Source organism: Stenotrophomonas sp. PAMC25021 (assembly GCF_004795795.1).
Taxonomy (GTDB): Bacteria; Pseudomonadota; Gammaproteobacteria; order Xanthomonadales; family Xanthomonadaceae; genus Stenotrophomonas; species Stenotrophomonas muris.
The window spans coordinates 2,063,362-2,089,760 of record NZ_CP039255.1; the positions used below are offsets into that span (position 1 = coordinate 2,063,362).

Genomic DNA, 26,399 nt, shown 5'->3' on the forward strand with positions numbered 1-26,399 from the left:
GGGGGCCTCCGTCAGCCGCCTGGTGTTCGCAGTAGCACCCATGCCAGTATCAGGGTGAACACACCAATGACGGTCAGGCCGAACCACGCCGCGGCCACCTTAACGTTGCCGATCAACGCCGCCAACATGCGGTCCAGTTCGCTTGTCAGAATCGGATACTCAGCGTGCGCCTTGCGCAGACGCTGCCAACCGAACGCCAAGAACAGCAGAAGCGAGAATGGCGTCAGCAGCAGCGCCGCCTGCATCAGCCAGCCGTTCGGCGACGCATCGATCAAGCTGTTCAACAGAACCGCAAAAAAAGCGATGGGCAGCGCGACGATGAAGAAGCGTGGCCAGGCGGTGTTGATAAAGGGCGACATCACAATCTTCCATGAAAGGCGGCAGGTCAGTGCGGCATCATGCCATGCCGTTTCACTGCTGCACCGCTGCGGCACGCCAGGACGGAGGTCAGCGCGGGTTTACCGGGTCATTTCCCTTCTTGTAGGTGTACCCGGTGACATCCCAGCCGCCGCCATGGCCGGACGAGGGTTCCACCCAGGTGAATTCCCACGTCTGCAGGGAGCCGTCGGGAAGCAGGTTTTCCACCCGGTAGATTTCACCGGTAATGCCCTGCTCCGGCAGCTTTCCCGAAATCGATTCATCCGCGCGTGCAGACGCGCGCCCTACGGAGAACGCGCGCCGTTCCACCTGTACGTCGTCGTAACCCCCAACACGTTCCCGGTCGGCGGCGTAACGATGGGGCCGCGAACCACCGCTATCTTCATTGTGGACTTGACGGAGGTTGCGCTCAGGTTCGGTTGAAACCTGGGACTTACAGCATTCTCCGATTGCATAGGATGTCAGCTGGCGTCGATGATCTGCTTCACGATTGGTCGAAGCACCTTGTACGCGTTCTCACCTTTCAGCTGGTAGAGCTCGGGAGTAGGGTGTGTACAGTCAGACAGCAGCTCTCGCCAATTGGGCGTGGCAAGCAATGCCCAGAATTGGGAAGCTATTGGTATGTTCATCTCGTGGCCCAACTGATCGAGATGCATCACGTAGTACGGCATCCCTGTTTCTCGGGCGGGGTGGCACGATGGATTGGGCTCGTAGATCACCACGGTTTTGCCATGTTCTCTTGCAATACGAACCAGCTCGCCCATCACGCGCTTGTATTCCTGTGGTGATGCGGAGATCTTCCCAGACTCTGGACGGGAGAACAGATAGGCATCGCCAAGCCCAAAGTTCAGAGTCACGATCTGGGCATGGGATTTCGCCATGACAGACTCCCACGACTGGTGAATTCCGTCGGTCCCGTTCAGCGCATCTGAGGATTGAATTCCGCCAATCCCTTCGTTCTTCACAACGACACGATCACCGTACTCTGTCCGCAGCAAACGCTGCAGTGTGTTGGGCTGATTCATCGCGGCGATGATCGTTCCGGAAGGCGTGGCGGTGTAGCCTACGGTCGTGGAGTCGCCATATTCCTCGATGAGGATCTGCTTCGTTGTCGCATCAACCGGAGCCGCAGCATCTGCAGTAGTGACGGGCGCAGAGCAGGCGACAAGGAGGGGCGAAACGGCGGCCAGTCGTGCTAGTCGGAGTATGAAGATCATGGACGGATTCTACCCCTCCCGAATGCCGCTATCGGTACCGATTCGTTCCTGATCGGTCGTCAAGCCACAGGCTGCAGCAGGTCCTCGCGATTGTTCGGGGGCCTGCTTGCCGCGCGCCTGACGCCGATTTGCCGAGATTCCGCGGCGTCGTGCCAGGGGCGGGGCAGGGCAGCGTCCCGCTACTGCTGGTTTACCGGGTCATTTCCCTTCTTGTAGGTGTACCCGGTGACATCCCAGCCGCCGCCATGGCCGGACGAGGGTTCCACCCAGGTGAATTCCCACGTCTGCAGGGAGCCGTCGGGAAGCAGGTTTTCCACCCGGTAGATCTCACCGGGAATGCCCTGCTCCGGCAGCTTTCCCGGAATCGATTCATCCGCGCGTGCAGACGCGCGCCCCACCGAGAATGCACGCCGTTCCACCTGTACGTTGCCGTAGCCCTGCGGGGCGAACGACGGCTTTACCCGCTGCGCCACCCAGTCGAGCACCTGGCGTGCGCTCGCCGTCTGCATGGGATACGCGTCGGTGGTCACCGTATGCGTGATGCGTTGCGAGGAGGCATTGGCAGCTGCCGGAAACAGTCCGCCCAGGGCAATTGCCAGTACCGCAAATCCATTGAGTGCATGTTTCATGTGCGTCGTTCTCCAGGGTTGGGGAAATGAAGTCGCACCGTCCGGGTGCCGACGCAGGTTGGACACAAGGACCGCCGTGGGTAAGAGGCGATGCCGACTCGGGTGTGAAGTGGATCAAGGAAGGGCGGATTTCTGACCGCTCAGCACTGGAATGCCTGACCGGGGCGCCTTTGTGCTCGCGGCGATCCGGGTATTGCCCTGCTGCACCGCCGCGAGTGGTGTCACACAGCTCTGGCTAGACTGTGCTTCTTTTTTCCCACCGCAGGAGGCACCCATGGCCCATACCATCTCCGTATCCCTGATTGGCGTTCCCACCGACGTCGGTGCGGGCCATCGCGGTGCACGGCTGGGGCCGGAGGCGCTGCGCGTGGCGGGCCTGCCGGAGGCGCTGGAAGCACGTGGTGTGGACGTCCGTGACGTGGGCAATCTGGATGGCCCGCGCAACCCGTGGACCGCGCCGGTGGAAGGCTACCGCCATCTGGATGAAGTGGTGGCGTGGAACCATGCACTGATGGAAGCCAGCTACGCCGAGCTGCAGGCCGGCCGCATGCCCATCATGCTCGGCGGCGACCACTGCCTGGGGATCGGTTCGATCACCGCCGTCGCGCGCTGGTGCCGCGAGCAGGGCAAGACCCTGCGCGTGCTGTGGCTGGATGCGCACTCGGATTTCAACACCAGCGATGTCACCCCGTCGGGCAACATCCACGGCATGCCGGTGGCCTGCCTGTGCGGCCTCGGCCCGGAGGCGCTGACCCACCTGGGCGGCAGCGCACCGGCGATCACCCCGGCGCAGATGCACCAGATCGGCATCCGCTCGGTGGACCCGGAGGAGAAGCGCCTGATCAAGACCCACAAGGTGGATGTGTACGACATGCGCTACATCGATGAGAACGGCATGAAGCGCGCGGTGGAGGCGGCGCTGGCCGGCATCGATGAGAACACCCACCTGCATGTCAGCTTCGACGTGGACTTCCTCGACCCGAGCATCGCGCCGGGCGTGGGCACCACGGTGCCGGGTGGGGTGAACTACCGCGAGGCGCAGCTGGTGATGGAGATGATCGCCGACACCGGGCGCATGGGATCGCTGGACATCGTCGAGCTCAACCCCTTGCTGGACAAGCAGAATGCCACCGCCGAACTGGCCGTGGACCTGGTCGAAAGCCTGTTCGGCAAGTCTACCCTGATGCGCGACTGAGGGCCTGGCCTGAACGGATCGCCGATCCGTTCACACCCGCTCCACGCCGCTGCCGCCAGATTGCACTTCACGCGGCGGCGGTGGCAGTGTGCCCTCCCGCCGAGCGACAGAACCCCATCCGCGAATGAAGCGGTGTAGCGGCGAACCCAAGGAGAAGCCCATGAAGCGCGTAGTTGCCCTGATGCTGTTGTCGATGTTCTCGGTGGCCCTGCTGGCCGGTTGCAATACCGTTGCCGGTGCCGGCAAGGACGTGCAGAAGGCCGGTGAAAAAGTTGAGGACGCCGCCAAGGGCAAGTGAGCCCGCCGCGGATTGGAAGCGAAAAGGCCGGGAATCTTCCCGGCCTTTTTTGTGCGCGCTCTTTGCCGCATGGCCGTCGAAGCGGAGTGAACCATTCAAGCAGGTGAGCATGTATTTCATTGCCGGTTGACCGGTACTCAACAGCCGCTGCGCGAAGCTGTAGCCACGGTAAGAACGCCGTTGCAACCAAGGACTCCCAGCAATGAACAAAGACATCATTTCCGGCAAGTGGTCGCAGCTGAAGGGCAAGGCCCAGGCCAAGTGGGGCGATCTGACCAACGACGACTTCGATGTGGCCGAAGGCAATGCCGAGTATCTGGCCGGCCGCCTGCAGGAACGTTATGGCTGGGCCAAGGACCGCGCGGAGAAGGAAGTGCGCGAGTTCCAGGACGCGGTGAGCAAGGACTACCCGGACTACAAGTAAGCGCTTCGGTTTCCCCCACAACACGACGCCCGCACCGTGAGGTTGCGGGCGTCGTGTTGTCTGCGCGGGACGATCAGCGCGCCGGCGGGTCCGGCACGTAGCGGTTGGGGAACGCCTGCGGTTCGCGCGGCAGGCGCGAGGGCGAATCCACCAGAATGCCGCGCGCACGCAGGTTGCGGGCGCTGTCGTAGCGCAGCTGCAATACCTGTGCGGGGCTGCGGCTGGCGCGCTCGAAGTCGGTATCGCGCACCGAGGACTGCTCGCGCGCACCATGGGCGGTACCCAGCGCTGGGGCCTGCGACTTGCTGGCGTAGCCTTCGATGCGGCTGGCACTGGCACTGGCACTGGCATCGGCCGCCGCTTCGGCCGCCGGGGCCGGCAGCGGCAGGCCACGGCGCAGGATCGGCTCAGGGCGCCAGCGACGTGCCTCTTCGAACACCGCCACGCCCACAACGCCGATGTTGTCCGGGCGGCCGGTGCGGCTGGCATAGCTGCCGCTGGGGCTGCTGAACACGAACTGCGCCACTTCGTCCTGGCTCTTGCGCCAGCCGGTGATGTCGGCGCGCTGGCCGGGGTTGAGCACGTAGCCGGTCTGCGAGGGATCGGCATCCTCGCCGGAGATGGCGTTGACGCCGTCCACCGACAGCACCACCAGCACCCGGCGCGGGCTGTCGTTGTACAGGCGCACGGCGTAGCGGTGGCCGCGCTCGCCGGCCACCCAGCGCTGGCCGTCGGCGGGGTAGCTGCGCAGTTCGGTGCCACGGTCGCGGTCGACCAGGGTCATGCGCACCGGGCCGCCTTCGTAGGCCGGTGGCGGAGGTGGCGCCGGGCGGAAGCCGGCCAGGGGCAGGATCAGCAGCAGGGGCAGCAGGCGTTTCATCGGGCGTCTCCAGCGGGGTTGGGTGAATGAACGCGCCGCAGGCCCTGACGGGGTTGGTGGCGTGCAAGGTAAACTGGCCCCGTTCATCGAAGGTTACCCCACGCAGTCATGACGACCCGAGTCCTTACCGGCATCACCCCCTCCGGCACGCCCCACCTGGGCAACTACGTTGGCGCCATCCGTCCGGCCATCGCCGCCAGCCGCGCGCCGGGGATCGAGAGCTTCTTCTTCCTGGCCGACCTGCACAGCCTGATCAAGTCGCAGGACCCGCAGCGCACCCAGCGCGCGACCCTGGAGATCGCGGCCAGCTGGCTGGCCTGCGGCCTGGACCCGGAACACGTGTGGTTCTACCGCCAGAGCGACATCCGCGAGACCACCGAGCTGATGTGGTTCCTGACCGCCATCGCCAGCAAGGGCATCCTCAACCGGGCGCACGCCTACAAGGCGGCAGTGGACAAGAACCGCGAGGAAGGCGTGGACGAGGACGCAGGCGTCAGCGCCGGCCTGTTCATGTACCCGGTGCTGATGGCCGCCGACATCCTGATCTTCAAGGCCAACCAGGTGCCGGTGGGCCGTGACCAGATCCAGCACATCGAGATGGCGCGCGATTTCGCCCAGCGCTTCAACCACGTGTACGGCAAGGAGTACTTCCCGCTGCCGGACGTGGTGATCGATGAGCAGGTGGCGACGCTGGCCGGCCTGGATGGCCGCAAGATGAGCAAGAGCTACCACAACACCATTCCGCTGTTCGTGCCGCGCGAGGAGCTGAAGAAGCTGGTGTTCTCTATCCTGACCGACTCGCGCGCACCGGGTGAGCCGAAGGACACCGAAGGCTCGGCGCTGTTCCAGATGTACCAGGCGTTCGCCACGCCGGAACAGACCGCAGAGTTCGCCAAGGCGTTCGCTGCCGGCATCAGCTGGGGCGACGCCAAGCAGCAGCTGTTCGAGCGCATCGACAGTGAACTGTCGCCGCTGCGCGAGCGCTACAACGCGCTGATGGCCGAGCCGGAGAAGATCGAAGCGCTGCTCAAGCGCCGTGGGCAGCAGCTGCGCGAGCAGTTGGCGGCACCGCTGCTGGAAGAACTGCGCCACGCCGTGGGCCTGCGCGACCTGTCCACGGCGGGCAACATCGCCAGCGAAGATGCCGGCGTGGCCCGCGTGGCGCCGCCGCAGTTCAAGCAGTACCGCGAGAAGGACGGCCGGTTCTACTTCAAGCTGACCGCCGGCGACGGCACGCTGCTGATCCAGAGCGAAGGCTTCGATTCGCCGCGTGATGCCGGCCAGCTGATTGCCGTGATCAAGCAGGCCGAGCAGGGCGACCAGCTGCAGAGCGAGCTGTTCAAGCTGGACGCCGAGGTGGACGCCGTGCTGGCCGCACTGGCCGTGCTGCGCGAAGCGGCCTGATCGCCGGGCCTGCCTGCCCTTTGTAGAGTCGAGCCATGCTCGACTTTGCTCCGCCCCTGTGGAGCCGAGCCCGTGCTCGGCTGGGTAGCAACGCAGCCGAGCATGGGCTCGGCTCTACAGGGAAGCCCCCCGCCGGCACGACCGTGGCACAGCACCCATGGCATGATGTCCGCGCGCCGCCGGCGCGATGACATGGAGTCTGCGATGGCCTGGTTGTCGCTGCTGCTGTTCCTGCCCTGGTTCCTGCTGCTGGGCAGCCTGTACTGGCTGTTCCCGCGCCAGCCGCGTACCGCGCGGCGGCGCCTGTTCGATGGCACCACCCTGGTATTGGCGTTCGCGCTGAGCATTGTGTCGATGCTGTGGGGCTACCGCATCGGCGTGGTGCAACCCGGCGCCGGCCCGATCTGGCCGCAGGTGCTGGCGGTGCTGTACGCCTACGGCGCGTTCCTGGCGGTGCTGGTGCTGGCGTTGCTGCTGCGACCGCGCTGGCTGGACCGGTAACCCCGCCTTTGCAGAGTCGAGCCATGCTCGACTGCACGCGCCCTCTGTAGAGCCGAGCCCATGCTCGGCTGATGTCTGGCAGAAAGGCAGCCGAGCATGGGCTCGGCTCTACGGAATCTGGACTCCGACCAAAGCCGCATCGAACCCGGGCCGCCTGCGCGCCTACCATGGGCGTCTGTTCCCGATCCTGCCAGGTGCGTGCCGATGACCGCCGACCCCAGCATCCACACCATCGATACCGGCTTCCAGCGCCCGGACTTCGACGCGGCTTACCTGATCGTTGAAAACGGCCGCGCCGCGTTTGTCGACTGCGGCACCGGCCTGTCGGTGCCGGCGATGCTGCAGGCGCTGGCGGATGCCGGCCTGGGCGTGGAAGCGGTGGACTGGTTGCTGCTCACGCACGTGCACCTGGACCACGCCGGCGGCGCCGGCCTGCTGATGCAGCAGCTGCCCAACGCAAAGGCGGTGCTGCACCCGCGCGGTGCGCCGCACATGATCGACCCGACCCGGCTGATCGCCGGTGCCACGGCGGTGTATGGCGCCGACGAGATCGCGCGCAGCTATGGCCGCATCGAGGCGATTCCGGAGTCGCGCGTGGTGGTGGCCGAAGACGGCCACCGCATCGATCTGGCCGGCCGCGAGCTGGTGCTGCTGCACACGCCGGGTCACGCGCTGCACCACTATTGCGTATGGGATGCGCGCAGCCGCAGCTGGTTCACCGGCGATACCTTCGGTATCTCCTACCGCGAGCTGGACAGCGCGCAGGGCGCTTTCATCTTCCCGACCTCCTCGCCGGTGCAGTTCGACCCGGAGGCGATGAAGGCCTCGATCCAGCGCATGCTGGGCTACGGCCCGCAGGCGATGTACCTGACCCACTACGGTCGTGTGGAACAGGTGGAGAAACTGGCCGGCGACCTGTTCGAGCAGATCGATGCGATGGCCGCCATTGGCCGCCAGTGCGACGGTCGACCGGACCGCCATCGTTGCCTGTTGGCCGCGTTGCAGGCGCTGTATCTGGAACGTGCACAGCTGCATGGCTGTGCGCTGGACGATGCGGCAGTGACCACCGTGCTGGCGATGGATATCGAGCTCAACGCACAGGGCCTGGCCTGCTGGCTGGATCGCATCAGCAGGTAGATCCACGCCCTGCGTGGATGACGCAGGCCCAAGCCGCGCCGTGATGTCACGACCACGTTACACTCTGGTGACTTCCAAGCTAGCCGTGGTACTGCCGTGAATCCGATGCGCGTGTTGCTGCTGTCGTCCTGCCTGTTCGTCGGTGGCCTTGCCCATGCGGCCAACGACCTGCCGGGTGGCGGCATCGATCCGCAGGCGCTGTCGCGCCATGTGCGCGTTCTGGCGTCGGATGAATTCGAAGGCCGCGCGCCGGCCACCGAGGGTGAAGAGCGCACGGTGCAGTACCTGATCGAGCAGTTCCGCAGCTACGGCCTGCAGCCCGGCGGCGTGGATGGCAGCTGGGTGCAGCCGGTCCCGTTGGTGCGCGCGCGCAGCTGGACGGCCCGGCCAAGGCCAGCCTGTCGCTGAAGCAGGGCAAGCGTGCGCTGGCCAATGGCGTGGACGTGACCCTGCAGAGCCTGCAGCCGCGCAAGCGCGTGCAGATCAGGAATGCGCCGCTGGTGTTCGTCGGCTATGGCATCGATGCGCCGGAACGCCAGTGGAACGACTACAAGGACGTGGACCTGCACGGCAAGATCGCCGTGGTACTGATCAACGATGCCGATTTCGAAGCCGATGCACCGGGCGCATTCGACGGCAAGGCGGTGACCTACTACGGCCGCTGGACCTACAAGTTCGAGGAAGCCGCACGCCGTGGTGCCGAAGGCGTGCTGATCGTGCACGAGACCGCGCCGGCCGCCTACGGCTGGGCCACGGTGAAGAGCTCGGGCACATCGCCGCTGTTCGACATCGAGCGCGGCCAGGACGAGGCGATGGCGCAGCACACGCCGCTGCGTGGCTGGATGCAGCGCGAGCTGGCCGAGGCGATTTTCGCCGACGCCGGCCTCGACTTCGATGCCGAGAAGCGCAAGGCGATGCGCGCCGACTTCCGTCCTGTGGCACTGGACAACGCCAAGCTGAGCGTGGACTTCGCGCTGAAGCGCGAGCAGGTGGTGACCCGCAACGTGGTGGCCAAGCTGCCCGGTGGCGAGCATGGCGACGAGGCGGTGATCTTCTCTGCGCACTGGGATGCCTTCGGTATCGGCCAGCCCGACGCCAAGGGCGACCGCATCCGCCGCGGTGCGATCGACAACGCCACCGGCGTGGCCACGGTGCTGGAACTGGGCCGGGTGTTCGCCGCCGGCCCGCAGCCGCAGCGCACGCTGTACTTCGTGGCGCTGACCGCCGAAGAGAAGGGCCTGCTGGGCGCCAGCTACTACGCCGCGCACCCGCTGGCGCCGCTGGACAAGACCGCCGCGGTGCTGAACATCGAGATGTTCAGCCCGGATGGCCCGACCCGCGACATCGCGTCGTGGGGCAAGGGCCGGGTCTCGCTGGAAGGCGACTTGGAACGCGTGGCCAAGGCCCGTGGCCGCAGCTACAGCCCGGACCCGAACCTGGAAGCGGGCTTCTTCTACCGCGCTGACCACTTCGCCTTCGCCCGCCTGGGCGTGCCGGCAATCACCATCGGCCCGGGCCTGGACAAGCTGGACGGTGGGGTTGAAGCCGGCCGCGCGCTGCGCGAGAAGTACTTCGCCGATTGCTACCACCAGGCCTGCGATGCCTGGACGCCGCGCTGGGACCCGAGCGGCCACGCTGCCGATACCCTGCTGGTCTACGATCTGGGCGCGGAGCTGGCCAACAGCCGCCGCTGGCCGACGTGGGAAAAGGAATCGGAGTTCCGCGGCGCGCGCGACAAGAGCGAAGCGGCCCGCCGCTGAGGTGGTGCCGGCCGCTGGCCGGCAAGTCCCTGCTCTTCCCGGAGGTTCATGAGGTTGCCGGCCAGCGGCCGGCACTACCAAAGGAATGTTGAGTTGCCGGCCAGCGGCCGGCACGACCGAAAGAATGTGGAGGTGTCGGCCAGCGGGCGGCACGACCGGGTGTTCGTCAGCGCCGGCGCAGCAGCTTCCACGCGCCCCAGCCGCTGGCGGCGAGCGCTGCCAGATAGCACGCCACCATCGTGCGCAGGCCGACCAGCGATCCGCCGTTGACGCCGCGATGCAGGCGCAGTTGCAGCGAGCTGTGGCCGCTGCCCAGGTCCACTGCCAGCTGCAGCGCCAGTGCGGCGCAGAACAGCAGCAGGGCGATCCCGAAACCGATGCGTGGCCATGCGGCCTGTGCGCTGGGGCGGCGCAGCAGCCAGGCCAGTGCCGTGGCTGCGGCCAGCGTCACCGCGATCCACATCAGTGGAGGAGCGGGAGACGCAGCGGCCACCGGCATTGCACCGGTGGCCGCGATCAGGGCAACGCGCTTACTTGCGGGTGCCGTCGAGCCAGTTCGGGCCCTTGTTGGTGAGGAAGAACACATAGACCACCAACGATACCGCGATCGTGGCAGTCACGTAGAGGGCGAACCAATCGACGTGGCCGGTCTTCAGCGCGCCCTGGTACAGCAGCGGGGCGGTGCCGCCGAACAGCGAGTTGGCCAGCGCATAGCCCAGGCCCACGCCCAGTGCACGCACGTGGGTGGGGAACAGTTCGGCCTTCACCACCGCGTTGATGGAGGTGTAGCCGGTGAGGATGACGAACGCCAGCGCCAGGGTCAGGAAGGCAAGGGTGGCGTCATGCTGGTGCGGCAGCTGGGTGATCAGGTACCAGCTGTACAGCACGCCGCCGACGCCGAAGAACACCAGCAGGGTCTTGCGGCCGATGATGTCCGACAGCCAGCCACCGACCGGCTGCAGCACCATCAGGAAGGCCAGCACGCCCAGGTTGATCAGGGTGCCGGTCATCGGATCGTTGCCGGCGAAGGCGCTCTGGATCATCTTCGGGCCGTTCACCGAGTAGGTGTAGAAGGCCACGGTGCCGCCGGCGGTGATCAGGAAGCACAGCAGCAGCGGTCGCCACTGGTGCACGAACAGCTCGTACATCGAGCCGGACTTCTGCGCCTTGCCCTCGCGCGCGGCCTCGATGGACGACTCCGACAGCGACTCGTCCATGCCACGGCGCAGCCAGAACACCACCACCGCGGCGATGCCGCCGATGCCGAAGGCGATGCGCCAGCCCCACTCGGAGATTTCCGGCTTGCCCCAGAAGGTCAGCATCAGCAGCAGGGTCAGCTGGGCCAGCACGTGGCCGCCAACCAGGGTGACGTAGTGGAAGGACGACAGGAAGCCGCGGCGGCCGGGAATGGCGGCTTCGGACATGTAGGTGGCGCTGGCGCCGTACTCGCCACCGGTGGCGAAGCCCTGCAGCAGCCGTGCGAACAGCAGGATGACCGCGGCCCAGATGCCGATGCTGGCGGCGGTGGGGGTGATGGCGATCAGGAACGAGCACAGCGCCATCAGCGTGACCGAGACGGTCAGCGCCAGGCGGCGGCCATGGCGGTCGGCGAAGCGGCCGAAGAACCAGGCGCCGATCGGGCGCATCAGGAAGGTCGCGGCGAAGATCGCCCACACGTACATCGTGGAGTTCTTGTCGTCGGGCGAGAAGAACTGCGATTCGAAGTACACGGCGAACACCGAGTACACGTAGACGTCGTACCACTCCACCAGGTTGCCGGCGGAGCCTTTGAGGGTGTTGGAGATCGACCGCCGCAGGGCGGCGCGGTCGTTCGCGGGGACAGCAGGTTGGGGCGTGGTGCTCATCTGGGTGGGAATCCTCGATGCGGCGCGTCCGTGCGCAGGGAAAACGGCGCCCGGCCTTGGGGCGGCGCGGCCGGGCAGCCCTCTTGGTACTGCATCGACCGTCAACACGGGGTAGCAGACCAGAGCAGGGTGCATGGATGGATGACAGCGTGCCACCGTATGGGGTCCCGGACCATACTCAAAACGTCCTAGAATCCGCCTTCCCCCGGCTCCCTGGTGTGTCATGTCGGTTCCCCCCTCTTCGTCTGCGGCTGCCCCCCGGGGTGGCCTTGTCGCGCTGGCACTGCTGCTGGTCTACGTGGTCTGGGGCTCGACCTACCTGGGCATCGCCAAGGCCCTGCACGGCGGCGCACTGCCGCTGACGATGGTCTCCGGCAGCCGCTTCATCATTGCCGGCGGCCTGATGTTCCTGGCGCTGCGCCTGTTCTGGAAGCTGCCGAACCCGACCCTGCGGCAATGGCGCAACCTGGTCATCATGGGCGTGACCATGCTGGTGCTGGGCAACGGCATGGTGGTGCTGGCCGAGCGTGAGGTGTCCTCGGGCCTGGCCGCCACCGCGGTGGCCTCGGTGCCACTGTGGATGGCGCTGTTCTCGGCGCTGCGCGGGCAGCATGCCAGCCGCGGTGAGTGGCTGGGCATCGCCATCGGCTTCCTCGGTGTGGTCTGGCTCAATGCCGGCAGCAGCCTGACCGCCTCGCCGACCGGGCTGGTGCTGCTGCTGATCGCGCCGATCGGCTGGGCCTTCGGTTCGGTGTGGGCACGCGGGCTGGACCTGCCGGGCCCGTTCATGACCGCGGCCGGGCAGATGATCTGCGGTGGCGTGCTGCTGGTGCTGATCGGCCTGGCGGTCGGCGAGCGCCCGAGCACGCTGCCCGATACCGGTGGCCTGCTGGCGATGGCGTACCTGTGCGTGTTCGGCTCCATCGTCGCGTTCACTGCCTACGTGTGGCTGCTGCAGAACGTGCGTCCGGCGCTGGCCGGCAGCTATGCGTACGTCAACCCGGTGATCGCGGTGCTGCTCGGCGCGCTGCTCAACGGTGAACGCTTCGGCTGGCGCGACCTGCTGGCGATGGCGGTGATTCTCCTGGGTGTGGTGGTACTGACGATGGCAAGGACGCGAAAGAGATGAGCATGGACGAGAAAGAACAACGCCGGGGCCTGCTGGTCACCGCGTCCACCTTCGTGATCTGGGGCCTGGTGCCGGTGTACTGGCACCTGCTCAACGAGGTGCCTTCGTTCCAGATCATCGCCCACCGCATCATCTGGAGCACCGTGCTGGTGCTGGGCTGGCTGCTGATCAGCTCGCGCCTGGGCTGGTGGCAGAAGATCGCCGCGCAGCCGCGCGCGCTGCCGATCCTGCTGGTGTCGAGCCTGACCATCGCCTTCAACTGGGGCCTGTACATCTGGGCGGTCAACGCCGGCCATGTCATCGAGACCAGCCTGGGCTACTTCATCAACCCGCTGGTGAACGTGCTGCTGGGCGTGCTGGTGCTGAAGGAACGCCTGCGCCGCCTGCAATGGGTGGCGGTGGCGATGGCGGCGGTGGGCGTGGCCTGGCTGACCATCGACGCCGGCACACCGCCGTGGATCGCGCTCGGCCTGGCTTGTTCGTTCGGCCTGTATGGGCTGTTGCGCAAGCTGGTCTCGGTCGACCCGGTGGCCGGCCTGGGCGTGGAAAGCATGTACCTGTTCCTGCCGGCGCTGGCCTTCGCGATCTGGGCGGAAAACGGCCATGGCGGTGCGTTCTTCCATGGCTGGGGCTGGCGCAACGACCTGCTGCTGATCTTCGGTGGCGCAGTCACCGCCGTACCGCTTATCGGCTTTGCCTACGGCGTGAAGCGCATTCCACTGTCGCTGGTCGGCATCCTGCAGTACATCGCACCGAGCCTGCAGCTGCTGCTGGGCGTGTTCTTCTTCCACGAAGCGTTCGATACCGCCAAGGCGATCGGTTTTGCCGCGATCTGGGCCGGCCTGATCCTGTTCGTCGGCGACAACATCCGCACGATGCGCGCCAAGCGCTAGCGCCGGCGGGGCTGCGGGGTCGGATCCCTCCGCAACGCGGAGGGCTCTGACCCTGTTCTATCCGTCGCGGGGGGTCAGAGCCCTTCGCAGGGCGAAGGGATCCGACCCGCTTCCACCCAAAAAAGAACGGCGCCCCGAGGGGCGCCGTTCTGCTTCCGTCCACGGCCAGGAGAGAGGGATGGCCGTGGCGGGAACGCGGTTGCAGGCTTAGAAGCGCTGCTGGTACTTCATGTACATGAAGCGGCCGATGTCGAAGCCACCGTAGTAGGTGAAGCTGCTGTTCGGCTGGCTGTACATGATCGGACCCTGGTGGTTGAACACGTTGTTCACGCCCAGCGACACGGTGCCATCCCACGGCAGGCTGTAACGCAGCTGCAGGTCGTGGAAGGTGTTGGAGCCCACCTTGTTGGTCGGCGACGCGCTGGTGTACGACGAGTTGAAGCCCGGCATGTTGCACTCATCCATGTACGAGCACTTCTCCTTCATGCTGGAGTAGTAGCGCGCGGTCCAGCCGATGCCGAGGTCGCCGTACTGCCAATCCAGGTTGAAGGTGGAGCGCACGCGGAAGTCGCCGGCCCAACCGGTACGCTGTTCCACCGGGGTGGTCGCGGCGCTGTCGTTGCGCTGCTCCAGGTAGTCGGTGTACGTGGTGTTCCAGTTGACGGCGAACTTGCCGAACGCGGTTTCCGGCAGGCGGTAGCGCACGTTGATGTCATAGCCGGCGGTTTCGCGGTAGCCCGCGTTGACCAGCGAGCGGTCCAGCGAGTTGACCTGGCCGTTGCTGCCACGGGTGAAGCGGCCGCAGGCGGCATCCGAACCCTGCACGTAGCACTGTTCCAGGATGTTGGTGGCCGACTCACCGACGATGGCGTTGTCGATGCGGATCTTCCACCAGTCCAGGCTGACGTCCAGGCCCTGCACGAAGTCCGGGCTGTAGACCAGGCCGACGGTCCAGGTCTTGGCGGTTTCCGGCTTCAGGCCCGGGTTGGAACCCGAGCTGAAATCGGTGGTGGCCTGCTGGCCGGGCTTGGTGGCCACGCTGCCATCGCTGTTGAGCTGGCGGAAGTTGGCCGGCACCTTCAGCGCCTGGCAGCGGGCAGCGACGGTCGGGCTGGTGGCGGCGGTACCGAAGGAGGTATCGCACGGATCGGTGAACGAGTCGCGGCTGCTGACGGTGCCGCCGTACAGGTCATCCACGGTCGGCGCACGGAAGCCGGTGCCGTAGGTGGCGCGCACCAGCAGGCTGTCGATCGGCTTCCACTTCAGGCCGAACTTGCTGTTGGTGGTCGAACCGAAGTTGTTGTAGTCCGAGTAGCGGCCGGCCATGTCCAGCGACAGTTCGCGGGCGAACGGCAGGTCGGCCAGCAGCGGCACCTGCAGCTCCAGGTAGACCTCGTTGAGCGAGTAGTTGCCGCGGGTCGGCTGGCCGCTGGTGCCGGCGATCTCGCCCTTCTGCACCATCGTGTCCGGAGTGTAGCTGGCTTCTTCGCTGCGGTGCTCGAAGCCCATCGCGGCCAGGATGTCGCCGGCCGGCAGGGTGAACAGCGAGCCGGAGATGTTGCCGCTGGCGACCTTGGTGGTGCTCTGCATCTTGTCGACGAAGCGGGTGAACAGGTAGTCCTGCACGTCCTGGTTGCTCAGCGAGCCGGGTCCGGTGTAACCCATCGGGGCGGCCGGGTTCCACGGCACGCAGCCGGCGATCACCGCGCCCGGCGCACCGCAGCGGGCCACGTTGCCGTCCATGAAGGACGGGCCGACGGCCAGGTTGACGTGCGGCTGGTACATGCTGCCGGTACCGATGCGCTCGCCTTCGTTGCGGTTGTACATGTAGTTGACGTTCCAGTCCCAGTACCGCGAACCGGTTTCGAAGCTGCCTTCCAGACCAATGCTGGCGCGCTTGGTTTCCAGGTTGTTCTCGGTGCCGCGCGGCAGTTCCTCGGTACGGTGCGCGAACAGCGCATCCTGGCCCCACAGGTTGAACGCGCTGTCCTTGGACAGGGCGGCACGGCTGCCATTGCGGGCCTGTGCGGCGCTGACCGAGTACGGGTAACCGGCCAGGTGCTTGGTCGACTCGCGCTTGCTGTACAACGCGTCGGCGACGATGCGCAGGTTGTCGGTGATCGAGAAGCCACCGTTGGCGAACACCGAGGTGCGTTCCAGGCCTGTCAGCAGGCTCATGTTCGACTTGGTGTTGGCACCATCAGCCGGGTCCGGCGCATGGAAGTTGCCGGCCTTGCCCGGGTCGCCGCCCGGGCCTACCGTCAGGTTCTTGCCACCGACGGTGACGTAGCCCCACGGGGTGTTGCCATTGAGGCCATCGTTGGGGTGGCGCGGGCCGTTGGTGTAACGGCTGAACTCGCGGTCCTTGCCCAGCACCTCATCTTCCTTGGTGCGCTCGGCGCCCACGCTGAACCAGCCGCGCTCGAAGGTCTTGCCGAAGGTCGCGCTGTAGGCGCGCTTCTGGCCGTCACCCTGGCCGTACTGGCCGACATAGACGCTGGCTTCGCTACCATCGAAATTCTTGCGGGTGATGATGTTGACCACGCCGGCGATGGCATCGGAGCCGTACAGCGCGGAGGCGCCGTCGGTCAGCACTTCCACGCGCTCGACGATGGACGACGGGATCGAGGCCAGGTCGGAGTAACCGCCGGCGCTGACGCCCATGCGGCGGCCGTCGATCAGCACCAGGCTGCGTTCCGGGCCCAGGTTGCGCAGGCTGACGTACATGCCGCCGAAGTCGCGCGAGGAGGTCAGCGACGAGGCGCGGCTCATGCTCGGCGCACCGGCGGCAGGAATGTCCTGCAGGATGTCAGCGACGTTGACGTAGCCCTTCTTCTCGATCTCGGCGCGGTTGAGCGCGACCACCGGCTGTGCGGTTTCGACACTGGCCTGGCGGATGCGCGAGCCGGTGATTTCGATGCGGTCGAGGTTGGTCGGGGTATCGCTGGTGCTCTGTGCGAAGGCGGGGGTGGTGCAGCTGGCGGCCAGCGCGATGACGATCGCGTTGCGCAGCGGATTGGTTTTCAGGGACATCCGTGAAATCTCGTGTTTCGGTAAAAACAAGCGCCCGTTCTATGGGCGCGTGGGGTGCTGCAAACCAACGTGGGGGGCGCGATTCTAGAATGTTTCCATTCGTAACTGTTTGTCTCGGCGCTGCTGGAAGTGCGCGAAAATGAATCGCAACCAACAATCCACAGATGCGCTGTGCGCAGCGTCACGCGCGCTGCGTTTGCGATGGGCAGAGGCATCGATAGCGGCACGAAGCTGGCACGCTTGAGTGGTTGCGACAACGCGTCGCAGTACGCGCTTGTATGCAGGCGCGCAGGCGTTGTGATGCACCTGCCCGCATGAAATGCTCTTCGCCTTGTCATCGAAGGCAGGAGACGAAGGAATGATCCAGCTTGAAGAAGCACGCCGTCGCGTGGAGGCTGCACTTGCCAGCGACGATGAGCCGGTTGCCATCACGCATGAGCACGAAGTGGTCGAAGGCTGGCTGTTCTGCTTCCAGTCGCTGCGCTACCTGCAATCCGGCGAAATCTCGGATGCATTGGCCGGCAATGGGCCGATCTTCGTCGACCGGCACACAGGCGAGCAGCACGCGCTGGGCACGGCGTATCCGCCCGAGGAGGTCCTTCGCCAGCATCTGGCCGCGCGCGGCCCCGCCGTCTGATGCTGCGGCGGCGGATTTCTGAGTTCGGCAACGTGAAAGGGACGGAGCCTTCGCTCCGTCCCCTTGCGTGATGCGCAGTCCACCGCTGCGCGATGCTCAGGTTTCGCGCAGCGCCGTGGTGATCGGCAGACGTGCCGCGCGCAGTGCCGGGAACAGGCCGCCGACCAGGCCGATGCCCAGTGCCCATTTCAGGCCGGTCCACAGCAGTTCCGGCGACACATGGAACTTGAACACCACTGCGCTGAAGTTGCTGCCGATGGTGGACACGCTGTAGCCGTTGAACAGCAGCCACGCCACCGCACAGCCGAGCAGGCCACCGAGCAGCGCCAGCAGCATCGTCTCCAGCATCACTGCCGTCACCACCGGCAGGCCGCGGAAGCCGATCGCACGCATGGTGGCGATTTCGCGGGCGCGCGTGGCGACGGCCGCATACATGGTGTTGAGCGCGCCAAACACCGCACCGACCGCCATGATCGTGCCGATCACCTTGCCAAGGATGTCGATCAACTTGGTCAGCCCGCCGCCCTGCTTGCTGTAGTACACGCGGGTGGTTTCCACGTCCAGTTTCAGGCGCGGGTCGGCGGCGACGGCGGCCTTGAACTGATCGAAGCCTGCCTTGCCCTCGGTGCGCACGCTGATCGACTGCCAGGCGCTGCGCTGGTAGGTGGTGGCCAGCGTATCGGCGTCGGTCCACAGTTCCGAATCATGCGCATCGCCGGTGGCGAACACACCCACTACGGTCCAGGTCTGGTTGCCCAGGGTCAGTGTCCTGCCCACCTCCATGTCGCGGAACTGGCCCTTGGCGCCCTGGCCGACCACGATCTCGCGCAGGCCAGTGGCGAACTTGCGCCCCTCGACGATCCTGACCTTGTCATGCACCGCCCATGCCTGCGGGCCCACGCCGCGGAACTGCGCGTTGACGTCGGTGCCATCGGACTTCGACACCAGGTTGACCACCTGCGACAGCTCCGGCGACAGCAGCGGCCGGCCCTGCGCATCGCGGCTGATGCCGGGCAGGGTGGACAGCATCGGTACCTGCTCGCGGGTGATCACTGAGTTGGTCTCGGCCTGCGAGCCACCGCGCAGCACGATGGCAGTGGTGTCATCGCCGGTGTTGTTGAGCGTGGCCTGGAAGCCTTCGCCCATCGCCAGCATTGCCACCAGCACGCCGACCACGCCGGCGATGCCGACCACGATCACCGAGGACGCGCCCCAGCGCTGCGGCAGGCTGGCCACGCCGATACGGGTGGCGGCCAGCGCCAGTCGCCCCCCGCGGGTCAGCAGCAGCCACAGGGCCACCACCACGGTCACGGCCAGCACGCCGGTCCACGGCAGGCTGATCCACAGCACCAGGCCGACCGCCAGCAGCAGCACCGTCACGCCGTTGCCCAGCCACTTCTTGAGTTTGCTCTTGAACATGTCTGTGTTCTCCTCAGCGACCGGCCAGTGCGTCGACGATCTTCAGGCGCTTGGCACGCAGCGCCGGCAACAGGCCGACGATGATGCCGATCACCACGATCAGGCCCAGCCCCATCAGCCAGGTTGGCGTCGGCACGTGCGGCGGCAGCATGCCCATGCTCTTCGGGCCGATGGCCGGCAGGATCAGCGCGGCCAGGCCCATGCCGATCAGGCCGCCCAGGCCGATCAGCAGCACCGATTCCACCATCACCAGGGTCAGCACGGTGCTGTCCTTGAAGCCCAGCGTTTTCAGCGTGGCCAGCTCCGGCACGCGCTCGCGCACGGCCTGCGCCATGGTGTTGCCGGTCAACAGCAGCAGGGTGAAGAACACCGCGCCCATGATCGAGGTGACGATCATGCCGATATCCGCGAACTGCTTGACGAAGGCCTGCTGGAACGCCGATTCGGTCTGGGTCTTGGTCTCGTGGTCGGAGTTGGCCGAGATCGCGTCGATCGCCTGCGCCACCCGCGAAGAGTGGTCCGGGTTGTCCAGCGTTACCGTGTACCAGCTCACCTGGTTCTTGATGTAGTCGTTGGATTCATCGAAGTACTTCCAGTTCATCATCAACTGGCGTTCTTCGTTGGCGGCCAGCGCACGGTCCTTGGAACGGTAGATGCCCTTGAGCACCAGCGGCCAGTCGTTGCTGCCGCCACGCGGGAAGATCGTGGCCTGCAGCGGGATGGTGTCGCCGATCTTCCAGCCGAACTGCTTGGCCAGGGTTTCGCCGACGATGGCGCCGGTACGGGTCTGCTTCCAGTCTTCCAGCTGTGCCGGGTCGATCTGCAGCTCGCGGTAGACATCGAAGTAGTTGGGGGACACCGAGAAGTTCGGGAAGAAGTTCTTCGGGTCCTGGTAGATGCCGCCGAACCACATGCCATAGGCCACGTCGCGCACGCCGGCCACCTGCCGCACCTGGGCCTCCAGGCGGATCGGCAGCGACTGGGTGATCGACAGCCGCGATGCGACCACCAGGCGGTTGGCGCCTTCCACGCTGCCGCCGGAGGTGAATGCCACGCGCACCGAATCGAGCATGCCGAACAGCAGGAACGCGGCCACCACGGAGAGCAGGGTCAGCAACGTGCGGGTACGGCTGCGGAACAGCTGCGCCCACACCAACGAGAAGTATTTCATCGCCGTGGCCTCCGTCAGTGGGCCAGCGGCGCGTCGGCCAGCTCGCCCTTGTCCAGGTGCACCGTGTGCGTGGCGTACTCGGCGGCCTTCGGGTCATGGGTGACCATGATGATGGTCTTGCCATGCTCCCGGTTGAGCTGCTGCAGCAGGCCGAGGATCTCCTCGGCGGACTGGCGGTCGAGGTCGCCGGTCGGTTCGTCGCAGATCAGGAAGGTCGGGTCGGAGACGATCGCCCGGGCGATTGCCACGCGCTGCTGCTGGCCGCCGGACAGTTCATTCGGGCGGTGGCTGCGGCGGTCGGCCAGGCCGACCAGGGTCAGCGCGATCTCGGCGTTGCGGCGGCGCTGCGCCGCATTGAGGTGGGTCAGCAGCAGCGGCAGTTCCACGTTCTTCTGCGCGGTCAGCATCGGCATCAGGTTGTAGAACTGGAACACGAAGCCGACGTGGTGGCTGCGCCAGGTCGACAGCTGGCCGCCGCTCATCTGGTCGATGCGCTCGCCCTCGATGCTGATCTCGCCGCCGCTGGGGTTGTCCAGGCCGCCGATCAGGTTGAGCAGGGTGGTCTTGCCCGAGCCGGACGGGCCCATCAGCGCGACGAAGTCGCCGCTGGCGATGTCCAGGTCGATGCCGTGCAGCACCTGCACTTTCTCGGGGCCACGCTGGTAGGTCTTGGTGATGTTGCGCAGTGAAACCAGGGTCGACATGGGTGGTTCTCCACGGAAGGCGGGAAACGGGGAAGCGCCACGGCAGGGGCCGCAGGCGTGCGTCGAGCGGTGCTGCCGGCGGCGCCCGTGGGCGCCAGGCCGCTACTGCGCTTGTTTCTGTTGCACCTTGGCGCCATCGCGCAGGGTGTCCGGCGGGTTCAGTACCACCGATTCACCTGCGCTCACGCCCTTGAGGATCTGGCGGTCCTTGCCCATCGCCTGGCCGGCCTCGACCGTGCGCTGCTGCACGCGGCTTTCGTCACCCAGCACGAAGGCAACCGAGGCGCCCTCGCGCTGGACCACGGCGCCCGCCGGCACGCGCACGCCCTGCGGTTTGGCGGCCGCCTGCGGCTGCGCCTGCTCCAGGAAGCTGACGCGCACGCCCATCTCCGGCACGATGCGCGGGTCCTTCACCTTCAGCGCCACGCGCACCTTCACCGTGGCCTTGCCGCGGTCGGCGGTGGGGATGATGGCGATCACCTCGCCCGGAATCTTCCACTCCGGATAGGCGTTGAGCGTGGCTTCGACCGGCATCTTCGGCTGCACGCGGCCGATGAAGGCCTCGCCGACCTCGACTTCGATCTCCAGCGAGTCCATGTCGACGATGGTGCCGATGCCGGTACGGGTGAACCCACCGCCCGCCGACAGCGGCGAGACGATTTCGCCGGGCTGCGCGGCCTTGGCAGTGACCACGCCGGAGAACGGCGCGCGCACGATGTTGTTGTCCACGCCCAGATCGGCGATGGCCAGCTGGTCGTTGGCCACCTTGACGTTGCGCTGTGCGGTGTCCAGCTGTGCACGCAGGCTGTCACGCTGGGCCACCGTCTGGTCGTACTGCGAGCGCGACACCAGCTGCTGGCCGACCAGTGCCTGCAGGCGGCTGGCTTCAGCGGCCGCCTGCCTCTGCTGCGCTTCCAGCCCGGCCACCTGGCTGCGTGCGGCCTGCAGCTGCGAGGCATACAGGCTGCGCTGCGCGTCGGCATCGATCGGGTCCAGGGTGGCCATGATCTGGCCCTGTTCCACGCGCATGCCTTCCTCGATCATCACCTCGCGCACCTTGCCGGTGATCTTGGCCGATACCGTGGCCATGCGCCGGGCGACCACGTAGCCACTGGCATCGAGCACCGAACTGCTGGCGCTGCCCTGCTGGATGGCCACGGCGGGGGCGGTTTCCACGTCCACTGCCGGCGTACGCCCGAACAGGGCGAAGCCGACAGCGGCCAGCAACAACACGACCACGATGATCGCGATCCACAGCCAGCGGCGGCCACCGCCACTGCCGCCGGAGGCGGGCGGCGGCGATTTGCGGTCGATACGGAGTTCCTTCAACAGCTCGGCAGAAGCGTTCATTCGTTCCATCACAGGCGTTTGGGCGGGTGTGGCCGGAAGGGCGGACGGCGGCGGTTCCGGCGGTGGAGCGTGCGGCACAGCATGCAGGCAGGCACAGCGATGACGGCAGTGACAGCTGTCACCCGATGACACTGACGGCGGCAACTGCGAAACGTGACCACGGCGGCACAGGATGGCAACGTCCCCGCTACCGGTACCGCCCATGGATCCGATCACCCCGTCGCTGGCCCGCCACAGCCGCGCCGCCAAGCGTACCGTGATCCGCGCTCGGTTGCGCCGGTGCCGCCCGGCCGGTGGTGGCGCCTGCGCGCAGGCGGCTGAACTGGCATGATCGGCGGCGATCGTCCCCGCCTGGAACCGCCCGTGCCGTCGACATGGCTTGCCTCGCTGCTGCGCCCCGCGCCGGACTCGGCGGTGGCCGATACGCTGCGCCGGGGAAAATCGCCCTGGAGCGAGGCAGTCCACCTGCTGTGGTCGGTGTGGATCTTCCTGACACCCTTGCTTGGCCACGGCTTCACCCTGCGCTGGCTGCTGCTGACGCTGGCCAGCTATCCGGTGTTCCTGCTGCTGTACGCCAAGGTGATGGTGGCGCCGCGCCATCACGCTCCGCGCTATGCGCTGGGCCTGATCGCGATGTCGCTGGTGCTGCTGCCCTGGTATCCGTCCGGGCTGACCTACTTCGTGTTCGGCTGCGTGCTGCTGCGGGTGAGCGGACGCGGTGGCTGGTGGCAGTATCTGCTGCAGCTCACTGGCCTGAACCTTCTGTTCTGCAGCCTCGCGCTGCTGTTCCAGTACCCGTGGCAGAGCCTGGTCTGGATCCCGGCCGTGGCCTACATCGTGGGGCTGGTCGTGAACGTGGAAGCGCTCAACCAGCAGAAGGATGCGGCACTGCAGCTGTCGCAGGACGAGGTGCGGCGGCTGGCGGCCACTGCCGAGCGCGAACGCATCGGCCGCGACCTGCATGACCTGCTCGGCCACACCCTGTCGCTGATCACATTGAAGCTGGAGCTGGCGCGCAAGCTGCACGACCGCGGCGACGTGCGCGCGCGGCTGGAGATCGGCGAGGCCGAGGCCATCGCCCGCGAAGCGCTGGCACAGGTGCGCAGCGCGGTTACCGGCATCCGCGCCAGCGACCTGGCCGGTGAGCTGGCATCGGCGCGGCTGCTGCTGGAATGCCAGCAGGTCCACCTTCAATACGCACCACCACCGGCGATGCCGGTGGATGTCGAACGCGGGCTGGCGCTGGTGCTGCGCGAGGCCGCAACCAATATCGTGCGCCATGCACAGGCGACACAGGCACGGGTGGAGTTCATGCTGGAGGGACGCATGCTGGCGATGCAGATCCGCGACGATGGCCGTGGCGGCGTGCAGGCCGAGGGCAACGGGCTGAGCGGCATGCGCGAACGCGTGGCCGCCCTGGGGGGCAGCCTGCAGGTACAGTCCGCAAAGGGCGAGGGCACGCGACTGACCGTGCGCGTGCCACTGGCTGCCGCGACCACACCGTTGCCGCCGGGAGCGCCGCCGTCGCTGGCACAGGACGGTGCCGCATGATCCGCATCCTGCTGGCCGAGGATCAGGCGATGGTGCGCGGTGCACTGTCGGCGTTGCTGGGCCTGGAGCCGGATATCGAGGTGCTGGGCAGCGCCGCCGATGGCGAAACCGCGTGGCGGATGCTGCAGCAGCTGCAACCGGACATCCTGGTCACCGACATCGAGATGCCCGGCCTGTCCGGGCTCGAGCTTGCCCAGCGCATCGCGCGCCACGAGCTGCCGATCAAGGTGGTGATCGTGACCACCTTCGCCCGCGCCGGTTTCCTGCGCCGCGCGCTGGAAGCCGGCGTGCTGGGCTACCTGCTGAAGGATGCACCGGCCGAGAACCTGGCCGATGCCCTGCGCAAGGTGAAACAGGGCATCCGCGCGATCGACCCGCAGCTGGCACTGGATGCGTGGTCGCAGGCCGATCCGCTGACCGACCGCGAGCGCCGCGTACTGCGGCTGGCGGGCGAGGGCCGCACCGCCAGCGAGATCGCCGAGCAGCTGGGGTTGTCGCACGGTACGGTGCGCAATTACCTGTCCGAGTGCATCGGCAAGCTGGGCGTGGCCAACCGGATCGAGGCGTACCGGCTGGCGCGGCAGAAGGGGTGGTTGTAGGGGCGTCCTGCTGTTCCCGGTGATTTCGTTTCCGCGACCACGGAGGGATGTCACTTTCTTTGCGCGCAAAGAAAGTAACCAAAGAAGCGCTCCGCCGGCCGCGAGCCGGCGTGCTTCGCACGCCGGTGCCCTGCGCTCCTCGGTCCGTCGAGGGACGGCGCGGGAACTCGCTGCGCTCAGACACCCGCACCTCTTCGCCCTCGCCGGACCTGCGGTGCTCGGCTCGCTCAAGGCGGACTGGAAGGTCAAGATCAACGGCAACAGCATCCACGCATGGCGTGGATCTACTGGGTGCAGCTGTCGCTCTTGATGTTGGGTCCGCCTTGAGCGAGCCGAGCATCGCAGGGGAATCAGGGGCGAAGAGGCGCCGGTGTTTGAGCGTAGCGAGTTCGGCGCCGTCCCCTGATTCACCGAGAAGCACAGGGCACCGGTGCGCAGCACCGGCTCGCGCTCTGGCGGCGCGTTTCTTTTGGTTACTTTTCTTTTCGCGCGAAAAGAAAAGTGACACCCCCCGCGGTCGCGGAAACAATCCGCCGGGAACGCCCGGCGAATCCTTTCAATTCTTCCCGCGCGCCATCGCCTGGAACACCCCGTCACGCCGCACCCACAGGTGGAACAGCGCCGCACCCACATGCATCAGCACCGTGGCAAACAACACATAGGCCAGCAGGCTGTGCGCATTGCGCAACGCGGCATACAGCGCCGGGGTATGCGGCACGATCGGCGGCAGGTGCAGGCCACCCCACAGCACGATCGGGTAACCGCCGGCCGACAGCATCGCCCAGCCGATCAGCGGCATCGCCAGCATCAGCGCGTACAGCATCCAGTGCGAGGCCTTGGCCGCCATCACCTGCCACACAGGAAGATCCGCCGGCAGCGGCGGTGGGCGATGACGCAGCCGGTTGTACAGGCGCAGCAACACCAGTACGCCGATAGTGATGCCCAATGGGCGGTGCAGGTCGATCAGCATCGGCCGCAGGTGCAGCGAGGCGACCATGGTCACGCCAATGAACAGCATGGCGACGATCATCAGCGCCATGGACCAGTGCAGCACCCGCGCCAGCAGGTTGAAGTGGCCGTTGCCGGTGCTCATCGTGCGGCCTCCTTCCGTTGCTCGACGTTGCCGGTGGCGCGCTCGCGTTCGCGGCGGTTGAAGGACTGCGAATACACGGCCGAGCGGGCCGCCAGGATCGGATCGTCACTGCCACGCACGCCGCTGGGCAGGATCAGCGGATCGAAATTGATCTGCCCGCAGGCGCCCTGTTCCTGCGACTGCATGCGGTCCAGGCTGAGTACGCCGGCCACTACCTGATCACGCGATTCGGGCCACGGTACCGACGGATCATCGATGGCATCGCCCGGCTCGGCGGTGGTCACGACCAGGTTCCAGCGCACCGGGCCGCTGGCCAGGCGCTGCTGCAGTTCCTGGCTGAGGAAATCGACGCTGGCCTGCTTGCGGGTTTCCGCATCCATCTCCACCACCGGCGCCTGCGGCTGCCAGCGCCAGCGCACCGCGCGCTTCTGGCCCTGCGCATTGGTGAACCAGAAGCTGTTGACGCTGTTGAAGGTGGTGTCGGCCCAGCTGCTGGTCCACGGCGCGGTCTTGGCCCACTGCTGGAAAGCCTGCGCACTGGGGTATTTGGCCAGCACCGCGGCCATCTTCTGCGGATCGGGCTTGCCGGTGGCCGGGTCGGGAATGGAGGCGCGGGTCTGCTCGTAGAACGCCTCTGCGCTGGGCACGGCGAAGAACGGGAAGCTGTTCATCGCCATGCGCCATTCCTGGCCATCATCGCTGACCATCTGCACCGCGAGGCTGCGCACGCGTGCGGTGTTGTCGGCGCCGTAGGGGTCGCCGCCGCCGATCGACAGGCGGCCCATCACCGGCACGCGGCGTTGCGAGAACACCCGTGCGCTGGACAGGGTGGGGGCCTGCGCGCTGGGTTCGAACCAGCCGCTCACGCAGATGCCCTTGCTGTGCGCGCGGCGGAAGCCCGGGTGGGCCGGGCCGGTGGCCTCGATGGTGTCGGTGAAGCGCTGCGCGGTCAGGCGGTTTCCAATCCAGCCGGCCAGCCAGGCGAAGGCCAGCGCGACCGCACCCAGAATGAGTGCGATCAGTGCGATCCAGAGCAGGGGTGAATGCTTGCGTGGCGCGCCCGGCGTCTGGCCAGCGCGGGTGTAGCGGAAGAGCGACATGGTCGGAGTCCTGCCTTCACGGAGCGTGTGGG

26 protein-coding genes and 1 pseudogene are annotated in these 26,399 nt (G+C 66.7%); 13 read left to right on the forward strand and 14 right to left on the reverse strand.

What is annotated here, in order from left to right:
- Nucleotides 1-11 precede the first annotated feature (11 nt).
- The 4 genes from E5790_RS09750 to E5790_RS09765 form a co-directional block, all read right to left on the reverse strand.
- Nucleotides 12-359 carry a hypothetical protein gene (locus E5790_RS09750; RefSeq protein WP_111206489.1) on the reverse strand — a complete coding sequence of 116 codons (348 nt, stop codon included), beginning with the start codon at nt 357-359 and terminating at the stop codon, nt 12-14.
- Nucleotides 360-447: 88 nt separating this feature from the next.
- Nucleotides 448-687 (reverse strand): hypothetical protein, encoded by a 240-nt coding sequence (locus tag E5790_RS09755; RefSeq protein ID WP_229653733.1) that lies wholly within the window; start codon nt 685-687, stop codon nt 448-450.
- Nucleotides 688-839: 152 nt separating this feature from the next.
- Nucleotides 840-1,595: an SGNH/GDSL hydrolase family protein gene (locus tag E5790_RS09760; RefSeq protein ID WP_111206487.1), complete on the reverse strand. Its 756-nt coding sequence runs from the start codon at nt 1,593-1,595 to the stop codon at nt 840-842.
- A gap of 179 nt (nt 1,596-1,774) precedes the next feature.
- A complete protein-coding gene (locus E5790_RS09765) occupies nt 1,775-2,224 on the reverse strand; it encodes a hypothetical protein (RefSeq protein ID WP_046428110.1) in 450 nt (149 codons plus the stop codon).
- 274 nt (nt 2,225-2,498) lie between these two features.
- On the opposite strand from E5790_RS09765, the gene rocF reads away from it, so the two are divergent.
- The 3 genes from rocF (at nt 2,499) to E5790_RS09780 (ending at nt 4,141) form a co-directional block, all read left to right on the forward strand.
- Nucleotides 2,499-3,419, forward strand: a complete 921-nt coding sequence (rocF, locus tag E5790_RS09770) for an arginase (protein ID WP_111206485.1) — start codon at nt 2,499-2,501, stop codon at nt 3,417-3,419.
- 160 nt (nt 3,420-3,579) lie between these two features.
- Nucleotides 3,580-3,717, forward strand: coding sequence for an entericidin A/B family lipoprotein (locus tag E5790_RS09775; protein ID WP_014035659.1), 138 nt, complete (start codon nt 3,580-3,582; stop codon nt 3,715-3,717).
- 202 nt (nt 3,718-3,919) lie between these two features.
- Nucleotides 3,920-4,141: a CsbD family protein gene (locus tag E5790_RS09780; RefSeq protein ID WP_004153772.1), complete on the forward strand. Its 222-nt coding sequence runs from the start codon at nt 3,920-3,922 to the stop codon at nt 4,139-4,141.
- A 73-nt stretch (nt 4,142-4,214) separates the two neighbouring features.
- On the opposite strand, the gene E5790_RS09785 is transcribed toward E5790_RS09780, so the two are convergent.
- Complete coding sequence (locus E5790_RS09785) at nt 4,215-5,021, reverse strand: hypothetical protein (protein ID WP_111206483.1); 807 nt, start codon at nt 5,019-5,021, stop codon at nt 4,215-4,217.
- Nucleotides 5,022-5,129: 108 nt separating this feature from the next.
- On the opposite strand from E5790_RS09785, the gene E5790_RS09790 reads away from it, so the two are divergent.
- The 4 genes and pseudogenes from E5790_RS09790 (at nt 5,130) to E5790_RS09805 (ending at nt 9,823) form a co-directional block, all read left to right on the forward strand.
- A complete protein-coding gene (locus E5790_RS09790; RefSeq protein WP_014645631.1) occupies nt 5,130-6,425 on the forward strand; it encodes a tryptophan--tRNA ligase in 1,296 nt (431 codons plus the stop codon).
- 204 nt (nt 6,426-6,629) lie between these two features.
- The gene (locus tag E5790_RS09795) at nt 6,630-6,926 is read left to right on the forward strand and encodes a hypothetical protein (RefSeq protein WP_032956243.1); all 297 of its coding nucleotides are present in this window, start codon (nt 6,630-6,632) and stop codon (nt 6,924-6,926) included.
- A gap of 204 nt (nt 6,927-7,130) precedes the next feature.
- A complete protein-coding gene (locus tag E5790_RS09800; RefSeq protein WP_014645633.1) occupies nt 7,131-8,063 on the forward strand; it encodes an MBL fold metallo-hydrolase in 933 nt (310 codons plus the stop codon).
- Between the two features lie 105 nt (nt 8,064-8,168).
- A pseudogene (locus E5790_RS09805) lies at nt 8,169-9,823 on the forward strand (M28 family metallopeptidase).
- Nucleotides 9,824-9,989: 166 nt separating this feature from the next.
- Here E5790_RS09805 and E5790_RS09810 read toward each other — a convergent pair.
- Both E5790_RS09810 and E5790_RS09815 read right to left on the reverse strand, forming a co-directional pair.
- Nucleotides 9,990-10,286: a hypothetical protein gene (locus E5790_RS09810; RefSeq protein ID WP_014645635.1), complete on the reverse strand. Its 297-nt coding sequence runs from the start codon at nt 10,284-10,286 to the stop codon at nt 9,990-9,992.
- 67 nt (nt 10,287-10,353) lie between these two features.
- A complete protein-coding gene (locus E5790_RS09815) occupies nt 10,354-11,688 on the reverse strand; it encodes an MFS transporter (RefSeq protein WP_014645636.1) in 1,335 nt (444 codons plus the stop codon).
- A gap of 223 nt (nt 11,689-11,911) precedes the next feature.
- On the opposite strand from E5790_RS09815, the gene yedA reads away from it, so the two are divergent.
- Both yedA and rarD read left to right on the forward strand, forming a co-directional pair.
- Nucleotides 11,912-12,817: a drug/metabolite exporter YedA gene (gene yedA / locus E5790_RS09820; RefSeq protein ID WP_049441840.1), complete on the forward strand. Its 906-nt coding sequence runs from the start codon at nt 11,912-11,914 to the stop codon at nt 12,815-12,817.
- A complete protein-coding gene (gene rarD, locus E5790_RS09825) occupies nt 12,814-13,710 on the forward strand; it encodes an EamA family transporter RarD (protein WP_014645638.1) in 897 nt (298 codons plus the stop codon). Before yedA ends, rarD begins: the two co-directional genes overlap by 4 nt.
- Nucleotides 13,711-13,917: 207 nt before the next feature.
- Here the strand turns inward: rarD and E5790_RS09830 are convergent, their stop codons facing one another.
- A complete protein-coding gene (locus E5790_RS09830; RefSeq protein ID WP_136191737.1) occupies nt 13,918-16,743 on the reverse strand; it encodes a TonB-dependent receptor in 2,826 nt (941 codons plus the stop codon).
- A gap of 358 nt (nt 16,744-17,101) precedes the next feature.
- Here E5790_RS09830 and E5790_RS09835 point away from each other — a divergent pair, with 358 nt between their 5' ends.
- A complete protein-coding gene (locus E5790_RS09835) occupies nt 17,102-17,380 on the forward strand; it encodes a YrhB domain-containing protein (RefSeq protein WP_019661820.1) in 279 nt (92 codons plus the stop codon).
- Between the two features lie 96 nt (nt 17,381-17,476).
- Here the strand turns inward: E5790_RS09835 and E5790_RS09840 are convergent, their stop codons facing one another.
- From E5790_RS09840 to E5790_RS09855, 4 genes are all read right to left on the reverse strand, one after another.
- Nucleotides 17,477-18,799 carry an ABC transporter permease gene (locus E5790_RS09840; protein ID WP_111206479.1) on the reverse strand — a complete coding sequence of 441 codons (1,323 nt, stop codon included), beginning with the start codon at nt 18,797-18,799 and terminating at the stop codon, nt 17,477-17,479.
- Between the two features lie 13 nt (nt 18,800-18,812).
- Nucleotides 18,813-19,970: an ABC transporter permease gene (locus E5790_RS09845; RefSeq protein ID WP_014035671.1), complete on the reverse strand. Its 1,158-nt coding sequence runs from the start codon at nt 19,968-19,970 to the stop codon at nt 18,813-18,815.
- Between the two features lie 14 nt (nt 19,971-19,984).
- Nucleotides 19,985-20,674: an ABC transporter ATP-binding protein gene (locus E5790_RS09850; protein ID WP_004137569.1), complete on the reverse strand. Its 690-nt coding sequence runs from the start codon at nt 20,672-20,674 to the stop codon at nt 19,985-19,987.
- 102 nt (nt 20,675-20,776) lie between these two features.
- The gene (locus E5790_RS09855) at nt 20,777-22,024 is read right to left on the reverse strand and encodes an efflux RND transporter periplasmic adaptor subunit (RefSeq protein WP_049441846.1); all 1,248 of its coding nucleotides are present in this window, start codon (nt 22,022-22,024) and stop codon (nt 20,777-20,779) included.
- A 202-nt stretch (nt 22,025-22,226) separates the two neighbouring features.
- On the opposite strand from E5790_RS09855, the gene E5790_RS22185 reads away from it, so the two are divergent.
- From E5790_RS22185 to E5790_RS09865, 3 genes are read left to right on the forward strand one after another with little or no spacing between them, the layout of a single operon-like run.
- Nucleotides 22,227-22,355 (forward strand): hypothetical protein, encoded by a 129-nt coding sequence (locus E5790_RS22185; RefSeq protein ID WP_257473236.1) that lies wholly within the window; start codon nt 22,227-22,229, stop codon nt 22,353-22,355.
- Nucleotides 22,352-23,575, forward strand: coding sequence for a sensor histidine kinase (locus E5790_RS09860; RefSeq protein ID WP_049441848.1), 1,224 nt, complete (start codon nt 22,352-22,354; stop codon nt 23,573-23,575). Before E5790_RS22185 ends, E5790_RS09860 begins: the two co-directional genes overlap by 4 nt.
- The gene (locus tag E5790_RS09865; protein ID WP_014645643.1) at nt 23,572-24,174 is read left to right on the forward strand and encodes a response regulator transcription factor; all 603 of its coding nucleotides are present in this window, start codon (nt 23,572-23,574) and stop codon (nt 24,172-24,174) included. Before E5790_RS09860 ends, E5790_RS09865 begins: the two co-directional genes overlap by 4 nt.
- 556 nt (nt 24,175-24,730) lie before the next feature.
- On the opposite strand, the gene E5790_RS09870 is transcribed toward E5790_RS09865, so the two are convergent.
- Both E5790_RS09870 and E5790_RS09875 read right to left on the reverse strand, forming a co-directional pair.
- Nucleotides 24,731-25,267, reverse strand: a complete 537-nt coding sequence (locus tag E5790_RS09870) for a cytochrome b (RefSeq protein WP_049441850.1) — start codon at nt 25,265-25,267, stop codon at nt 24,731-24,733.
- Complete coding sequence (locus E5790_RS09875) at nt 25,264-26,367, reverse strand: catalase family peroxidase (protein ID WP_032961465.1); 1,104 nt, start codon at nt 26,365-26,367, stop codon at nt 25,264-25,266. The genes E5790_RS09870 and E5790_RS09875 overlap by 4 nt, the downstream gene beginning before the upstream one ends.
- Nucleotides 26,368-26,399 lie beyond the last annotated feature (32 nt).

What these genes read in the sequence shown, in the direction of transcription:
- E5790_RS09750 (WP_111206489.1), bottom strand. Translation starts at nt 359, where the DNA reads ATGTCGCCCTTTATCAACACCGCCTGGCCACGCTTCTTCATCGTCGCG.
- E5790_RS09760 (WP_111206487.1), bottom strand. Translation starts at nt 1,595, where the DNA reads ATGATCTTCATACTCCGACTAGCACGACTGGCCGCCGTTTCGCCCCTC.
- E5790_RS09765 (WP_046428110.1), bottom strand. Translation starts at nt 2,224, where the DNA reads ATGAAACATGCACTCAATGGATTTGCGGTACTGGCAATTGCCCTGGGC.
- rocF (WP_111206485.1), top strand. Translation starts at nt 2,499, where the DNA reads ATGGCCCATACCATCTCCGTATCCCTGATTGGCGTTCCCACCGACGTC.
- E5790_RS09775 (WP_014035659.1), top strand. Translation starts at nt 3,580, where the DNA reads ATGAAGCGCGTAGTTGCCCTGATGCTGTTGTCGATGTTCTCGGTGGCC.
- E5790_RS09780 (WP_004153772.1), top strand. Translation starts at nt 3,920, where the DNA reads ATGAACAAAGACATCATTTCCGGCAAGTGGTCGCAGCTGAAGGGCAAG.
- E5790_RS09785 (WP_111206483.1), bottom strand. Translation starts at nt 5,021, where the DNA reads ATGAAACGCCTGCTGCCCCTGCTGCTGATCCTGCCCCTGGCCGGCTTC.
- E5790_RS09790 (WP_014645631.1), top strand. Translation starts at nt 5,130, where the DNA reads ATGACGACCCGAGTCCTTACCGGCATCACCCCCTCCGGCACGCCCCAC.
- E5790_RS09795 (WP_032956243.1), top strand. Translation starts at nt 6,630, where the DNA reads ATGGCCTGGTTGTCGCTGCTGCTGTTCCTGCCCTGGTTCCTGCTGCTG.
- E5790_RS09800 (WP_014645633.1), top strand. Translation starts at nt 7,131, where the DNA reads ATGACCGCCGACCCCAGCATCCACACCATCGATACCGGCTTCCAGCGC.
- E5790_RS09810 (WP_014645635.1), bottom strand. Translation starts at nt 10,286, where the DNA reads ATGTGGATCGCGGTGACGCTGGCCGCAGCCACGGCACTGGCCTGGCTG.
- E5790_RS09815 (WP_014645636.1), bottom strand. Translation starts at nt 11,688, where the DNA reads ATGAGCACCACGCCCCAACCTGCTGTCCCCGCGAACGACCGCGCCGCC.
- yedA (WP_049441840.1), top strand. Translation starts at nt 11,912, where the DNA reads ATGTCGGTTCCCCCCTCTTCGTCTGCGGCTGCCCCCCGGGGTGGCCTT.
- rarD (WP_014645638.1), top strand. Translation starts at nt 12,814, where the DNA reads ATGAGCATGGACGAGAAAGAACAACGCCGGGGCCTGCTGGTCACCGCG.
- E5790_RS09830 (WP_136191737.1), bottom strand. Translation starts at nt 16,743, where the DNA reads ATGTCCCTGAAAACCAATCCGCTGCGCAACGCGATCGTCATCGCGCTG.
- E5790_RS09835 (WP_019661820.1), top strand. Translation starts at nt 17,102, where the DNA reads ATGATCCAGCTTGAAGAAGCACGCCGTCGCGTGGAGGCTGCACTTGCC.
- E5790_RS09840 (WP_111206479.1), bottom strand. Translation starts at nt 18,799, where the DNA reads ATGTTCAAGAGCAAACTCAAGAAGTGGCTGGGCAACGGCGTGACGGTG.
- E5790_RS09845 (WP_014035671.1), bottom strand. Translation starts at nt 19,970, where the DNA reads ATGAAATACTTCTCGTTGGTGTGGGCGCAGCTGTTCCGCAGCCGTACC.
- E5790_RS09850 (WP_004137569.1), bottom strand. Translation starts at nt 20,674, where the DNA reads ATGTCGACCCTGGTTTCACTGCGCAACATCACCAAGACCTACCAGCGT.
- E5790_RS09855 (WP_049441846.1), bottom strand. Translation starts at nt 22,024, where the DNA reads ATGAACGCTTCTGCCGAGCTGTTGAAGGAACTCCGTATCGACCGCAAA.
- E5790_RS22185 (WP_257473236.1), top strand. Translation starts at nt 22,227, where the DNA reads ATGGATCCGATCACCCCGTCGCTGGCCCGCCACAGCCGCGCCGCCAAG.
- E5790_RS09860 (WP_049441848.1), top strand. Translation starts at nt 22,352, where the DNA reads ATGATCGGCGGCGATCGTCCCCGCCTGGAACCGCCCGTGCCGTCGACA.
- E5790_RS09865 (WP_014645643.1), top strand. Translation starts at nt 23,572, where the DNA reads ATGATCCGCATCCTGCTGGCCGAGGATCAGGCGATGGTGCGCGGTGCA.
- E5790_RS09870 (WP_049441850.1), bottom strand. Translation starts at nt 25,267, where the DNA reads ATGAGCACCGGCAACGGCCACTTCAACCTGCTGGCGCGGGTGCTGCAC.
- E5790_RS09875 (WP_032961465.1), bottom strand. Translation starts at nt 26,367, where the DNA reads ATGTCGCTCTTCCGCTACACCCGCGCTGGCCAGACGCCGGGCGCGCCA.